Source organism: Legionella sheltonii, from assembly GCF_026191355.1.
GTDB lineage: Bacteria > Pseudomonadota > Gammaproteobacteria > Legionellales > Legionellaceae > Legionella > Legionella sheltonii.
Genome location: NZ_JAPHOQ010000005.1, coordinates 251,503 through 265,098, shown reverse-complemented (window position 1 = coordinate 265,098; position 13,596 = coordinate 251,503). Strand labels below are relative to the sequence as shown.

The following is a 13,596-nucleotide window of genomic DNA, read 5'->3' as shown; positions in this document are numbered from 1 at the left end:
TATGTACAGAAATTCCCTCTTTCCCAAACAGGTAATGAGTCCTGTAGCTAAAAAACAAAGAGCTTAACCTTCTGAATCTGAACTATGAACAATGATGTACAAGGTATGCCCCATACCCCACATACAAACAAGACAGGTAAATAAAAATAGCATATGCACTATTGACGTATTACTAAAATAAAAGACTTGGAAAAAAATCGAAAAACACATTAAGAGTAATCCAGACAATACACCATATAACGATCTCAAACTCTCGACTGGCTTTCCGGCAAAAAAAGCCAGTAAAAAAACATATATTGAAATTGCAAATAAGATAGGATCCGATTTCTCTTTGACATCATAAAAATATATATGCTCAAAAAGTAAAATAGCTATGCCTAATAATACGGCGAATGAGAGAAATCTCACTAGCGCTTTACACTGTTTTTTTATAGAAAAAAATTGCATCAATACATTCATTTGGTTAGTGTTAAATTTTTTTATTTTTATGTCTTATTATTTTGCTGGTAAGTTAAGAATTTTAACACCGTATTGATCACGGTGTTTGAAGATTATTCACACCAAGACCATAGCCATCACATGCAGACTAGCTCCCCCTCTCCCTCAAGATAACTGTTGAAAAAGTTGGATGTCATTTCCGCAGGCGAAATCCCTCCCTCGCTTGGGCTTAATCCACCTTGTGAATCGGTTCCTTCCTTAGGAATGACATGAATTCAGAGCAAAATATACCATTAATATCGATAGGTGATTATAAAAAATTCCTATACATCAACACGTTGAAGCTCCCTTAGAAGCAAACTCATGCTTGCAAAATAAATGCTCCTGTTGAACTAATAAAACCTATGTTATATTGCTTTTCATTTAACAGTTGTATCGTGACTCATAAATCCCCTTCCGAACCCTCTTATTTCAAAAGAAGCGTCCGATTTTTATTTGATTATTTTAAAAATTCAAAAAATAAGCGCAGGGCTTATTGGTTACTTTCTGGCAGTGTACTCAGTGTTTTAACGTTATCTGCTCTTGGTTTTATCCTGGGATGGTGGTGCTTCCCCTATATTTTTGCGGCATTTATTGCTAAGGATTTAACTCTTTTTGCAATAGGGATAGGAGCTGGGCTTTTAATTGCAGGAGGGATGGCTGGATTTAATTATTTGGCCAACCTACTTAAAAATATGTTGTATGTTGATTGGCGGTCTTGGTTAACAAAAAAAACAATCAATCAGTACTTAAAGAATAAAACGAATTATCTGGAAATTTCCAGACTTTACAAAAATCTGGATAACCCGGAACAACGCATTCAAGAAGATATCGATAAAATTGTTGACTCATCCCTGGAGCTCACCTTGGGATTTATCGATAATTTCTCTAATCTTGCAATTTACATCACACTCTTAGGGATAGCGGGCAGCTCCATATCGTTCATGCTCTTAGGTCCTGGCTACTTAATCTTAACGGCACTATTGATAGGAAGTATTTCCTCGCTGATTGGTTACTATATAAGCAATCACTTAAATAAATTGACCAATGAGGAGACTAAAGCACAGTCCAATTTGCGAGGAACGCTACACCAACTTAAGAATTCCTCTGAAGAAATTGCCATTGAACAGGCAGAGAAGTACTACAAAAATCGTCTTGAACATGAAGTGGATTCCTTAAATATAACAACCACAAACCGATTATCTATTGAAAATAGAGTCAAAACATTTAATGTATTCAATGGTATTTTTCAAGCAATTGTTCCATTCATGATTGCAATTCCTTTATACATCACCGATCTGATTAGTTTGGATGTTTTTTATTCTGTTGGCTACTACTTTTCCATGGTGGCTCGCTCACTCAACTGGTTTATTCAATCCTTTGAAGTAATTAATAAATTTAGAACCAGCCTGAATCGTGTTGATGAGTTACAAACCATTTTAAATACCGGGAACGAAGGCGAGTCAACACACAAAATTATTCATAAAATAGATCGAGATACTAAAAATCTCGAGGTAAAAAACTTGGAGCTTAAATTACATGGTCGTACTGAATTGCTTATAAAGGGGCTTAATTTAAAATTCACTCCAGGCATACATACACTCATTCAAGCGCCTTCGGGCTCAGGAAAAAGCAGTTTATTTAAAGCAATAGCAGGCACTTGGTTATCTGGTGAGGGTGAAATTTTTATTCCCAAAAGTCGGGAGTCGATTTATTTTTTACCCCAAAAGCCTACACTTCCTGATGATACGTTGAGAAATGTACTCGCTTATCCAGATGCATATTGTCCTTATTCAGATGAAGCCCTAGCTAACGCTCTAAAAGCCGTGAACCTCGAAGGACTTACCACTAAATTAGATGAAAAAATCGGCTTTAAATCTTTGGGTGAACAACAACGAATTGCCTTTGCTCGTGTCTTGTTAAGAAAACCAGAATGGCTGTTTTTGGATGAAGCCACCGCTTCTTTAGATGAAGACACAGAGGAACAAGCCTATCAATTGATCAAAAAATTGCTCCCGGAAACAACCATCATCAGTATCGCTCATCGCTCAACAGTCAAGCGTCATCATGATAATATTTTATTTTTTAGCACCAATAAACAAAAAGAGGTGCAGGTAAAAGAAAGTAGAATTTTAGATGGGCACGCCAAGAATGTAGGCACCCAGTTTGGCAAGTAGCACCTGTCTTGAATTAACAAATCACTTCAAGACAGTCACTGTGCTAGTTTTTCATTCAGTTAGAAGGTGTTGTTTAATGTCATTACACCTGGCTCTTTTAGAGATCCTTTCGGGGCTCTGAAAAACCCAAAATTTAAAAGATTGGTTTGTACATATGCTGGAGGTCGACTGTCTTTTGTTTTCTGTGCCTCTCCAGACACTAAAGGGAGATCAACGAGCAGATTGTCGGGTTTATCAAGATCGAGCTCTTTACCTGATGAGAGTAAGAAATCCATACTCATAAGCTGATCCAAAATAGGAAGTTCTTCACTAGATACAGAATCAGGATGCTCCGCAGTTTGCGTCACCGAAGAAAGCTCCAACTCATCGAAGCACTGTCCTGAACTTACTTGTCCTTCTGCACTCAAAAGCGCACTATCTTCATCATCAGAGTCTTCAAATATGAGCGGTTCCACAATTTTATCTAAAGCCTCCCCTTTTGAAAAACCGACAATGGAAATACGGTGCCAACTGGAGTTGGTGACTCCATTAGTAGGAACTAATTTGGTGTTGCAGTGAACATACTTATCGAAGTCCCATAACAATAAATCGCCCTCGTTCAAATCAAAATAGATGCCTTCAAAATAGGATTGAGGGTCGCTGGAGGAAAAACCGAATACACCTGGAAAGAATGTGTATGAGCCCTCATAAGTTCGCTGAGTATTGTCCTGACTCTTGGATGGATAGATAATAAATAAAGGACTTAATCCATAGAGGGGAAACTTATTGTGATCGACATGCGCCGTGGTTTGTTTATCATAATTTGCCTCAGCAGCCAAAAGATACTTTGAACCATTTAGCGTAAAGCTGGATGCATACCCCATCACCTGGCAACGTCTTGCGTATTCAAGAGGTGCACAATCCGCATAGATTGTTTCAGCCGTAGCAATAAGTGGTGCAAGCCCTTCTTCGATTCCAAATTTTTTCTCTGAAAATTGGGTAGGTCTTATCCGATGCAGTTTTATTCCTAGTATCCCGAATGGAGCTGAACGGACATTTCGACTAGCTCCATTCTTTGGTTTGTTTGCTTCCTCTGCAGATACTGCCCCCATTCTATTTAATTGCCTTGAGGTTACCGAAGCTAACTCTTGACGCAATCGATCCGATATCATATCGGGTTTAATTGCACCGATGCGGTATATACCAATCAGCTTGCCTTTGGCATCATAAAAATTAGTATCCTGAACAATTTTTAGCGAGGTCGAAAAAGGTTCATCAAAAACATCTTTCATTTGAATTTTTTTATTAAGGTTATCAAACAGAGTTATTTTGGGAATCATACTCTCATCGGACATATTATCTTGAGGAGCCTCAACAGGAGTTTCAACCTGAGCCATGGGGGTTCGCATAACAATATTCTTAAAAGGTTTTTTTCGCTTAATGAGATCGTAACTGACGTTAATCGCTGTTTTTATTTTTTTTATTTCTTTTTCGCTTAAATCAAAATCTAGTTCATCCAGATGATACATGAGTATTTGACCAAGTTGATCTCCAGACTTGCGTTGTAGATAGATGCTATACAGCAAATGATGTTGGTATAAATAAATTAAATTCTGCGCAGCTAAAGAGGGATTTATCTCTATATTAGGGATAATTTCATCGGCTACGTATTGACGTCTTTTTATTTCATCTTGATATAACGCTGATCGTTGCAGACTATTATTACTTTTTTTTACAGTGAACGGGAATGTAATGTGATGGGAATAGATAAATTTAGTTCTAAGTGGCTCTGGAAACCCTTCTTTTATTTCATCGCTAAGGTCATCACGTTGTCCTATAGAGGATATGTGATGCATAGAAAGCCGACTGTTATACTCCTGATTTTTTCGTAGCATTTCCCACTGCACCAGTTCGTAGATTCTCGGATCAACTTCAGCTTGTTGCTCAATAAATTTATTTAAATCAGGTGAAATTAATTTTCTTATCATTGAACCTTTTTTCGAGGATGCTTTGGTTGGAGTACTTGCCTCCTTTTCCTTGCCTTTTGCAAGAGAAGATGTCTCTGAAGAAGAATCCGATTTCAATTTTTTTGCTGGCGGAGGAGTCGCTTGTTGGGCAGAAGCGGTTTGCTGCGGAGAAGACACGTAGGCTCTTTTTTTAGTCACAGTAGTACTGCTACTTTGGGCTTGATCGAATTTTTGTTCCATAGGAAAACCTCATTTTATTATTATTTTTAAAAGAAAAGAATGGAATTCTAATCAGGCACAGTATCGCGAAAATGGATAAAAATGTCGAACATATTTTGCGCTATCCGCTATAAAATATGCACATATGGTTCAATCTAGCCAGTTGTCCACACCTTCTTACGGACACTATTGTGACACTGAATACTAAGGAATCTGGGATTGGAGCAAACCAACTACCATGGGGGTAATTGGTTTTTACTCGTTTGGGTATATAGGTTTAAACTTGGTTTACCTTTGTCTTGCTACTTATCTTAACCTAAAGAATGTTACAAGAGCTCCTGCTATGCTCCAGCTCCTGAAGTCTAATTTCCTCTCTAGCATTCTCAACTAATAGAAGACGAGCTGCATTATTAATATGCATTTGCGCTTTTGTAAAAAAGTCATGCACGTTTCTTAAGGCCTCTATCGTATGATGATTTTTCAAGTAGGCAATCTTATCAGGTAACTCTTTGCAAATATCTTGTGTTTTTTTTACAGTCACTTCGTTCAATGTTTCTAAAGTAACAACAAACTCTCGCATTGACTCTAATATCTCATTAAACTGCGGCTCATATTGACTGTTGTCAAATTTTTTAACGTTTTGAAAATTTTTTTCTGACTTGCCTTCATTTTCATCATTCAACATTTGAACGGTTAGACTATGTAGCTTCTGTTTAATTGCCTCCAAGGCTTTAATTGTTATTTCTTTTTCTTCGATAATATAATTCTGGACCGGTTGAACAAGAGGGTTTACACTGACTGGATGAACCAATTTCTTTGTAAAAAACTTGGGCATAGTATCTATCCTTTTTTAACTTATGGCGGTGGCATTATATTAGTAATCATATGATTTAAAAAGACTTTAATCGTCTTCCCCCGCACAAAAATTATTTGAGTAAGGTTATGGATTTTTGTAATAAATTAACAGTGCATAAGGTTGTAATCGGCAAGTAAACTAGAACTTTGAAAAAAAGATCTATGGTAATATCGTAGTTCGATTTTATTGTGTTCCGGATCCAAAATATAAAGCGAAATGCCTTGTCCATGTGCACCCCAACGCGCTACAGGCCCCTCTTCAATCGAGATACCATGAGATTTAATTCTTTGATACGCCTTGTCCCATTCATGTTTATCAAAGGAAAGACAAAAATGATTTAAATGATTTGAATTTTCATCATTCCCATAAGTCGACATTTCTTTGGGAAAAAGATCGATAATCGTATCAGCGTTAATACGGACTGATGGAAAAGATATTGTGCCTGCACGAAACTCTTCTACTCGCTCTGGATGCAATCCCAAAATCTCTTCGTAGAAGGTCAGCATCATATCAATATTTTTTACATTGAGTACAAAATGATCCATTCCAACTTGAGACATAGTTCCCTCAATATTTAAAAATTATTTTCTTTTATTATAGAGTCCAGTTAATTATTTTATTAATGAGATTTTTGAGGCAGTATAATGGCGAGGAATTAATTAGCTCGCCATACTTTAAAAAAGAGCGCTACTTCGGGGTGTTGGTTTGTTGCGGTCCTAATGCAGACATCAGATTTTCCTGATAAGCACTAATAAGACTTGATAAACGTTGCTTCTCTTCCTGCGCACTCTTTGGCGATATAGAACCTTCTTTCAATTGGCGCTCTACCAACTCACTTTGCGCATTTAAATTTTGAATGACTTTCTGTAGATCTTGAGCGGTAATATCAGGATATTGTTGTTTAAAAAACATATTGGTCTCTTATTTTGGCACACTGTTCACATAGTACCTTCTGCACTTTCTAAGATCAATTGATATTTAATAAGGAGCGTTTCAAAATCCCTCACCCGCCCTAACCAGCGTCCTAGAAGAGAAGAAAAGCTGGTAGATGTAGCTTATTTTTCCTCCAAAGTAGATGCATCAGCTGTATGAACTCGATAGATCCGAAGGAGTATAATCTTTAGAAAGTGCTTCTTGCAGTTGCTTTTTGTAATGATGCGTAGGAGTCTCTCCGGTTGATGTTGTTGCACTTATTTTAGGCCGGAAAATTGCGAGTTCTTCATGGAGCATTATTTTTTTATCCTGCATGCTTTTTCGATCGATAATAGCGGTTTTTGAATTAAGTACTCGTTCGGCTTCATCCTTATCTTCAGGCAAAATAACAGGAAATTGACTCACTGTATCCAGATAACTCTTAAGTGCTTTGGGTGCTTGTCCGTGATTGATGTACTCATCAGCGATTATAGCATAAGCCCAGAAATCTCTAAGACTAAAGCTGAGTTGATGTTTATTTTCTTGGAGTATTTCATTCATCTTCGCAAAATCACCGTGGCGTGCATAAGCAAGCATGCGTTCAGGAACTGATAATGCTTGGGATATTTTAAATAAATCGTCAGCTTCTATCTTGACATCATGCACAACAGGCTCTAAACCAAGTTTCAGCGCACAGGCATTAACGGCCCTAATGTTTGCCGGTGAAAAATACGCATGGGTAAAATTATAAAAATCATTTTTGACTTCCTTTCCAGCATGAAATGCATCAAACAATTCGTTCGTGTATTTTCCAGTATCATGCTTGATCGCGCTTCCTATTTTAAATTGCCAATCACCCGATTCGTCTTTATAAAATAGAATGTTTTCATATCCCATGGCATCTAGGATGATATTGGTTTTTTGATAAAAATCGCGATAGTGGTTGATAAATTCAATCATTACCTCTCTGAGCTTGGGATCGCTATCTACGCGTTGCAAAATGGCACCGATTCGTGGATCCATGATCGCATACTCTTTAAGATCAATAGGGGATTCAGAACCATCTTTATGAATCAGTACTTTATTTAATTGATGAAACAATGCCTTATTGTGTTCCATTAAGTAAGGGTCGAGCTCAGCAGGTTCTATTTTAAAATCAAACTTTACTTTGGATTGGAAGCATCTTTCGTAGGGAACAATGGATAAGGCCGCGTCTTGAGGCGCTTTACCAGGAAGTTTCACTAGCCGTGTACTATGTTGCTCCCGAATGCATCGTTGCTTCCCATCTTTATCAAAGCTGTCGTATAAAACAGCATATTTTTTCTCTAATTCTTCAAGCTCATCTGGATTGGGTTTTTGTTTCATTAACTTAATCACAAAAGGGGCATCTGGAAAACGATAAAGCACATGAGTACCCCCTTCAGCAATACGCGCGGCTTGACTTAAATCAATCGCACCCGATTGGGTTTTTGGTGTGGAATCAATAAATTTGACTACTTCGGTTTCTTTAGTTACAGGTATTTCAATCGATTCTTGCATCTTAATTCTTATTTAATTTTGGGTAAGCTCTATTATATTTTGATCAAAATATGAATTCTGCGGGCTGTTCAATAAATTTACACATTATTTGCAGTTGATGTCTTTATTCCCCATCAACCAGAGCGTAGCGAGGGATCTCCTTGCGGAAGTATCGGGTTAATGGGAGATCTCTCGCATCGTTTGGGATATCAGAACTCTTTAAAGCTTAATGCTTAATACGTCCGTTGGATTTTCCATATATTGCCCTTCGCAAATTACCTTTGCTCCGAGTTTTATGTACATATTGTTTAGTTTAGGATTTAAAGTATCTAGGTAAATTAAATCAGCACCCGATTCAATAGCCAAAGCCTTTGCCTGATTTAAAAGTTGTCGCGCAAAACCTAAACCTCTAAATTGCTCTTCCACAAAGATATAATCAAAATAAATGGCTTTTAAACCTGTATCCTGAGTAATTTGGTCATCCCCTACATCATCCTGAAAAGGAAAAAATCTTTTTTCGAATAAACCAAACATGGCAACAGGTAGTCCATGAAACGTTGCAACATAAATCTGCTCCTGTTTTTTATGAATATCTCGTTGATAAAATTGCTTATCACTTTGATGCAAATATCCCCATGCCTTCTTGGCCCATGAGGCCGTAAGCTTTATGTGTGCCTCTTTATCTTCCTTGAATTGGGATAGTTGTTTAAATTCAAGCGTGTGTCTTTTCCCTGCTGCGGTAAAAAATATCATTTTAACTCCTTTAAACTTATTAAATTTTTATTTTGTTAGGGGTAGTATGCAATTCGCTCGTCGAGACAAGATGGCGTACTTTAAGCACCGAAACGCCACCTACAATCCACTCGTCATCTAGAACGTGACGAGGAGTCGCTTATGCGTATTGGCTGCAAAATTACACTGCAAGATAGTACGATTTGTAAACAGACCCTATTTTTTCAAAGTATTTTTAGGGATATTTGCGGACCAATGACTCAAATGTTGTTGAGTCCAATCAAAAAATTTTTGCCCCACAGCCATTCCAACTGCAACTCGTGCTGTTCCCCAACCAATTCTGAATTTTTGTTGAAAAAAACTCAACTGACTTAAAAGCGGTTTCTCTGTTTTTTTTGATTCATGCCATAACTGAGTTAACACTTGATATGCTGAGAGTGATTTGCGGGTCGGTGAGGTTGCATATTGCGAACGTAATTAAAGGGACTTGATGCAATAGTAGCCAATCCAGCAGCACTCGCATTACCAAGTAATTCACGATAAACTTGCTTTGCGCGAGGTTCTTGATTCTCCGTTTTTGTGGCATTACTTTTCATCAAACCTTGTAACATTTCATACGTACTGCCAAAAACCATTTTGTTTATAATTTAGCTTTGGATCACCCTAATCTGTTTGTTCTTTCAAACTTTTACCTACCATATCGAATGCCACATAATTGAATGCTCCAAAACATTATTGCCCCTCATCATGTGAATTGATTTGAAATTTTAAGAATACGACTTATTCAAAATAGAAGTGATTCTATGAGAACAACTGCACTAGTGCATTGAAATTTATAAGAAACTCTCCAGCAACAGGTCACGGCCTCTATTGAGGCGGGTAGTGAATAATATCATGGATGCGCGATAGTTCATTGGTTGGATTCCGGTAACCATGCGATTGATTGGCATTAAAACGAAGTCCTTCTCCTTTGGAAAGTGTTTTCCAGCGTCCGCCTAACAAAATTTCAATAGTTCCATCCACAACAATGGCATGCTCAATAACTCCATGTTTATGAGGAGGTGAAAGATGCTCACATCCGGGCAATAACTCAATAACAAACAATTCAAAATGTAGCTGCTCATCAAAAGGAAACAGGGGAAGTACTCGTATTTTTTGCTCATCTGGATGCAAGATTTCGGCGTCCCCAGTTCTATAAACAGGATTGGTTGAATTATCGAGGCTATCTTCAATAAACGAGGAAAAGGAGGTTTGAAATCCGCTCGCAATTTTCCACAAGGTAGCAATCGTTGGGCTTGATTCTTCTCGCTCAATTTGCCCAAGCATCGCTTTGGATACACCGGTTTCCATCGCTGTTTTATCTAAACTCCAACCTCGCTCCTGTCTTAATGATTTTAATGTTTTTGAAATACGTTTTGAAATTTCTTGCATTATGTCCCTTATAAAAAAAGCTTGTGCGTTTTAGCGCACGAGTATATACTGCATTATTATGCGTTATAACGCACGAATTGTGAAGTAGATTGAGGAGAACGGTATGGTTGAACAACCTTTTAAAAACAAACTGGTCGCTGTGCTTAATAAGCGTATTGAGCCAGGAAAAGTGATGAATGCACTTGCTCATATGTGTATTGGTTTAGGTGCGGTGATTGGTGAAAAAGAACTGCGTTTAACTGATTATCGAGATGCAGATGGAGGCTCTCACCCGTATATTTCAGAAATCCCTTTTATCATTCTTTGTGAGAACTCCAATAAAATTAGAACCTTACGCCAGAATGCTTTAGCAAAAAATGTTCTTTTTAATGATTTTACCGATACCATGACTGTGGGCACCTATCAGGAGCAAATTGAAAGGACGGCACAGATTAAAGATAACGATCTGATTTACTACGGCATTGTTTTGTTTGGAGATTGGGGCGTGGTGACAGAACTCACGAGAAAGTGTTCTTTGTGGCGATGATGGGTTGGTAATCATGATGAATAAAGATAAAAAATTAAGTAAAAGCGCGCAAATCATACAAGATTTTTTATCTCAAAAGGGGATATCGTGTGAGGTTAAGGAACTTGACTCGAGCACACGCACTGCAAAGGATGCCGCTGATACTCTAGGATGTGGTGTTGCACAAATTGTAAAGTCACTCTTGTTTCGTACTGAAAAAACCTACAAGCCGGTATTGGTTTTGGCAAGTGGTGTTAATCGTGTGAATGAAGTCCTTATCGAGAGTCTCATCAATGAACCTATTAGGAAAGCTGATGCAGATTTTACACGAGAGGTAACTGGTTTTGCGATTGGTGGAGTCCCGCCAGTTGGGCATAAACAGCTTATTAATACTGTTCTTATCGATGAAGATTTGTTATGCCATAACGTCCTCTGGGCAGCAGCAGGAACGCCCAATGCAGTGTTTTCATTATCTCCTGACGCACTAAAACAGTTAACAAATGGGATAGTGGTCAAGGTTAGAGAATAAATCATGAAAAAAATATTTTGGGATAATCCCTATCAACGCCAATTAATGACTCAAGTGGTGTCAGTCAATGAAAATCGGCTACTTTTTGCAGAAACTATTGGTTTTTCGTTTTCCGGTGGACAAGAAAGTGATCAGGTTAGCGTGAATGGTTTGAGCGTCACTCATTCTGAAATAGAAGATTTCTTGATTTATTATACATTACCTTCGGGGCATGGGCTTTCTGAAGGGGATGTTGTCCTTATGGAAATTGACTTTGTTCGTCGCTACAAATTAATGCGCCTGCATTTTGCTGCTGAATTAATCTTGGAGCTGGTCCAAAGAATGCTTCCCATTAAAAAAATAGGTGCTCATATTGCTGAACATAAGGCTAGAATCGATTTTAACTGTAAGCGCAATATCTCGGATATCTTTGACTCTCTGCTGCTGGAGTACAATCAAATTATTGTAAAAGATATGCTTATACGCACTGGGTTTTCTGATGAGAAGAGTCAAAGACGTTATTGGGAAATCGAAGGATTCTCCAGGGTTTCTTGTGGTGGAACACATGTAAAATCAACCGCTGAAGTGGGTTATATTACGCTAAAAAGAGCAAATGTAGGTAAAGGTAAAGAGCGCATCGAAATTTATCTGGTGCAATAAGTCAGCCTAAATATAACCTTTATGAACATTGGCTTGGACTCTTTAGATTTCTTTACATGTTTTATTCGTGATGCTGACAATACCAATACCCATCCTAAGCTGAGCATTATTAATAATACATTAATATTATTCTGATATAATACAATAGGACTACTACAAAACCGTTTTAAAGGAATTAGCTTGAGCGAAAACTATGGAGTCATCAGAAAATGAAGTTCTATAATAACCTAGAGTCCTTTATTTTTGCCTATCAGATGGGTTCCTTCGCCAAAGCAGCCAAACAACTGAATATCACGCAAGCAGCAGTTTCAATTCACATAAAAAACTTAGAAATTTATCTTGGTGAAACCCTCTTTGAACGAAATGCCAAATGCATTGTACCCACTCAAGCGGCTAAAAAACTTTTTTCTTTAATTTCAGAACCTTTTGATAAAATTAGAGACGTGGCCGAAAATTTCTCAAAATATACAAATTTCATGAGTGGCGAAATCTATATAAGTTGTGTCAATGAGTTCGCCCAAAATTTAATAATGAAATCAATCGGGCTATGCCTTGAACATGAAATTAAATTAAGAATTAATTACATACCTAGAGATTCAGAAATTATTAATGAATTACAAAATAATACCATCGATTTTGGTATTACATCGATTAAATACGACAATCCTAATTTTGAATTTGTTAAATTATTTGATGATGAACTGGTACTTGTTGGCACCGAGCGATGGGAAAAATATATAGATAAAACGACAGAATCTTCGTTTAATGAAAGTCTTAAACAATTGCGATGGCTCAGTTATGGAAATGACAAGCCTTTTATTCAAAGGTATTTTGAGCTGGCGCTAAATATAGCTCCTAATTTCATTGAGCCCTCCCTTACGTTTACGGATCTCAATGGATTAGTTCAGTCGGTAATCAATGGTTATGGGGTCGCGTGTCTGCCTAAATCTTATTTATTACCTCATTTGGAAAATAAATTAATCGTTCAACTGTATCATCCAGAGCCCCCTCCTCGATATGCTTTATATTTGGTTTACAGAGCTAAAAGTTTATTACATAAGCGCATGAAATTTTTTAAGGATCTTGCTGCTCAATCAGCTCTTGATTAACTCAGTTTATTCACTTCGTAATCTTCGTTTTCTGCTTTTGTCTGGCAATTTTTGGATTTAAAGAGCCTTAAGCGATTTTGTTCTAAGCAATAGCCAATTATTCTTTAAACCTAAAAAGTGAGTTAGGATCAAGATACCTAGGTATCCGCTGCTATTTCGCTCGTTCAGAATAGAGCAATGAATCGTGATAGTTCGTGTGATCCCATATTTCATCTTCAGATAAGCATGTTTCTATAAACTCAATTACCGCACCGTGTTCCTCAATCATCGCGACTCTAAAATCTTTTAAAGGAAAATAAGGCTCAAGAAGAACATGTTTTCCTTTTATCGCTTCATCAATACTCTCCACTTTATAAGCAATATGCGGTTGTGTTTGAATTAACGGATGGAGTGGGCAATTAGGACCAAATCGATGATATTGAATCCGGCCAGGTAACTCCCCACCGGAGGTATACGTATCCATAAGGGAGCTATAACGCTCACCCGCACGGGGTTCTGTTATGGGAATTCCAACATGATGATATTGATACTTCATAATCAACCAAT

General features: G+C 37.5%; 14 protein-coding genes. 5 read left to right on the top strand and 9 right to left on the bottom strand.

What is annotated here, in order from left to right; translation table 11 throughout:
* Positions 1–875 precede the first annotated feature (875 nt).
* Positions 876–2,654, top strand: coding sequence for an ABC transporter ATP-binding protein/permease (locus OQJ26_RS07555; protein WP_265703260.1), 1,779 nt, complete (start codon positions 876–878; stop codon positions 2,652–2,654).
* Positions 2,655–2,713: 59 nt separating this feature from the next.
* Here the strand turns inward: OQJ26_RS07555 and OQJ26_RS07550 are convergent, their stop codons facing one another.
* The 8 genes from OQJ26_RS07550 to OQJ26_RS07515 form a co-directional block, all read right to left on the bottom strand.
* Positions 2,714–4,840, bottom strand: a complete 2,127-nt coding sequence (locus OQJ26_RS07550; protein WP_265703259.1) for a hypothetical protein — start codon at positions 4,838–4,840, stop codon at positions 2,714–2,716.
* A gap of 295 nt (positions 4,841–5,135) precedes the next feature.
* Entirely contained in the window at positions 5,136–5,654 is a 519-nt protein-coding gene (locus tag OQJ26_RS07545; RefSeq protein ID WP_265703258.1) for a hypothetical protein, read from the bottom strand.
* 125 nt (positions 5,655–5,779) lie between these two features.
* Positions 5,780–6,235 (bottom strand): VOC family protein, encoded by a 456-nt coding sequence (locus OQJ26_RS07540; RefSeq protein WP_265703257.1) that lies wholly within the window; start codon positions 6,233–6,235, stop codon positions 5,780–5,782.
* A gap of 127 nt (positions 6,236–6,362) precedes the next feature.
* A complete protein-coding gene (locus tag OQJ26_RS07535) occupies positions 6,363–6,587 on the bottom strand; it encodes a hypothetical protein (protein WP_265703256.1) in 225 nt (74 codons plus the stop codon).
* Positions 6,588–6,755: 168 nt separating this feature from the next.
* Entirely contained in the window at positions 6,756–8,126 is a 1,371-nt protein-coding gene (locus OQJ26_RS07530; RefSeq protein WP_265703255.1) for a hypothetical protein, read from the bottom strand.
* Between the two features lie 198 nt (positions 8,127–8,324).
* Positions 8,325–8,858 (bottom strand): GNAT family N-acetyltransferase, encoded by a 534-nt coding sequence (locus OQJ26_RS07525; RefSeq protein ID WP_265703254.1) that lies wholly within the window; start codon positions 8,856–8,858, stop codon positions 8,325–8,327.
* 195 nt (positions 8,859–9,053) lie between these two features.
* Positions 9,054–9,260: a hypothetical protein gene (locus OQJ26_RS07520; protein WP_265703253.1), complete on the bottom strand. Its 207-nt coding sequence runs from the start codon at positions 9,258–9,260 to the stop codon at positions 9,054–9,056.
* A gap of 444 nt (positions 9,261–9,704) precedes the next feature.
* Positions 9,705–10,268 (bottom strand): helix-turn-helix domain-containing protein, encoded by a 564-nt coding sequence (locus OQJ26_RS07515; protein WP_265703252.1) that lies wholly within the window; start codon positions 10,266–10,268, stop codon positions 9,705–9,707.
* Between the two features lie 103 nt (positions 10,269–10,371).
* Here OQJ26_RS07515 and OQJ26_RS07510 point away from each other — a divergent pair, with 103 nt between their 5' ends.
* From OQJ26_RS07510 to OQJ26_RS07495, 4 genes are all read left to right on the top strand, one after another.
* The gene (locus OQJ26_RS07510) at positions 10,372–10,794 is read left to right on the top strand and encodes a DUF2000 domain-containing protein (protein WP_265703251.1); all 423 of its coding nucleotides are present in this window, start codon (positions 10,372–10,374) and stop codon (positions 10,792–10,794) included.
* Between the two features lie 16 nt (positions 10,795–10,810).
* On the top strand, positions 10,811–11,302 hold the full coding sequence (locus OQJ26_RS07505; protein WP_265703270.1) for a YbaK/EbsC family protein: 492 nt from the start codon (positions 10,811–10,813) through the stop codon (positions 11,300–11,302).
* A gap of 3 nt (positions 11,303–11,305) precedes the next feature.
* Positions 11,306–11,941, top strand: coding sequence for an alanyl-tRNA editing protein (locus tag OQJ26_RS07500; RefSeq protein ID WP_265703250.1), 636 nt, complete (start codon positions 11,306–11,308; stop codon positions 11,939–11,941).
* Between the two features lie 209 nt (positions 11,942–12,150).
* The gene (locus tag OQJ26_RS07495) at positions 12,151–13,050 is read left to right on the top strand and encodes a LysR family transcriptional regulator (protein WP_265703249.1); all 900 of its coding nucleotides are present in this window, start codon (positions 12,151–12,153) and stop codon (positions 13,048–13,050) included.
* 151 nt (positions 13,051–13,201) lie between these two features.
* On the opposite strand, the gene OQJ26_RS07490 is transcribed toward OQJ26_RS07495, so the two are convergent.
* Positions 13,202–13,585, bottom strand: coding sequence for a helicase (locus tag OQJ26_RS07490; RefSeq protein WP_265703248.1), 384 nt, complete (start codon positions 13,583–13,585; stop codon positions 13,202–13,204).
* Positions 13,586–13,596: the final 11 nt, after the last annotated feature.

What these genes read in the sequence shown, in the direction of transcription:
- OQJ26_RS07490 (WP_265703248.1), bottom strand. Translation starts at nt 13,585, where the DNA reads ATGAAGTATCAATATCATCATGTTGGAATTCCCATAACAGAACCCCGT.
- OQJ26_RS07550 (WP_265703259.1), bottom strand. Translation starts at nt 4,840, where the DNA reads ATGGAACAAAAATTCGATCAAGCCCAAAGTAGCAGTACTACTGTGACT.
- OQJ26_RS07500 (WP_265703250.1), top strand. Translation starts at nt 11,306, where the DNA reads ATGAAAAAAATATTTTGGGATAATCCCTATCAACGCCAATTAATGACT.
- OQJ26_RS07505 (WP_265703270.1), top strand. Translation starts at nt 10,811, where the DNA reads ATGAATAAAGATAAAAAATTAAGTAAAAGCGCGCAAATCATACAAGAT.
- OQJ26_RS07540 (WP_265703257.1), bottom strand. Translation starts at nt 6,235, where the DNA reads ATGTCTCAAGTTGGAATGGATCATTTTGTACTCAATGTAAAAAATATT.
- OQJ26_RS07510 (WP_265703251.1), top strand. Translation starts at nt 10,372, where the DNA reads ATGGTTGAACAACCTTTTAAAAACAAACTGGTCGCTGTGCTTAATAAG.
- OQJ26_RS07495 (WP_265703249.1), top strand. Translation starts at nt 12,151, where the DNA reads ATGAAGTTCTATAATAACCTAGAGTCCTTTATTTTTGCCTATCAGATG.
- OQJ26_RS07545 (WP_265703258.1), bottom strand. Translation starts at nt 5,654, where the DNA reads ATGCCCAAGTTTTTTACAAAGAAATTGGTTCATCCAGTCAGTGTAAAC.
- OQJ26_RS07525 (WP_265703254.1), bottom strand. Translation starts at nt 8,858, where the DNA reads ATGATATTTTTTACCGCAGCAGGGAAAAGACACACGCTTGAATTTAAA.
- OQJ26_RS07530 (WP_265703255.1), bottom strand. Translation starts at nt 8,126, where the DNA reads ATGCAAGAATCGATTGAAATACCTGTAACTAAAGAAACCGAAGTAGTC.
- OQJ26_RS07515 (WP_265703252.1), bottom strand. Translation starts at nt 10,268, where the DNA reads ATGCAAGAAATTTCAAAACGTATTTCAAAAACATTAAAATCATTAAGA.
- OQJ26_RS07535 (WP_265703256.1), bottom strand. Translation starts at nt 6,587, where the DNA reads ATGTTTTTTAAACAACAATATCCTGATATTACCGCTCAAGATCTACAG.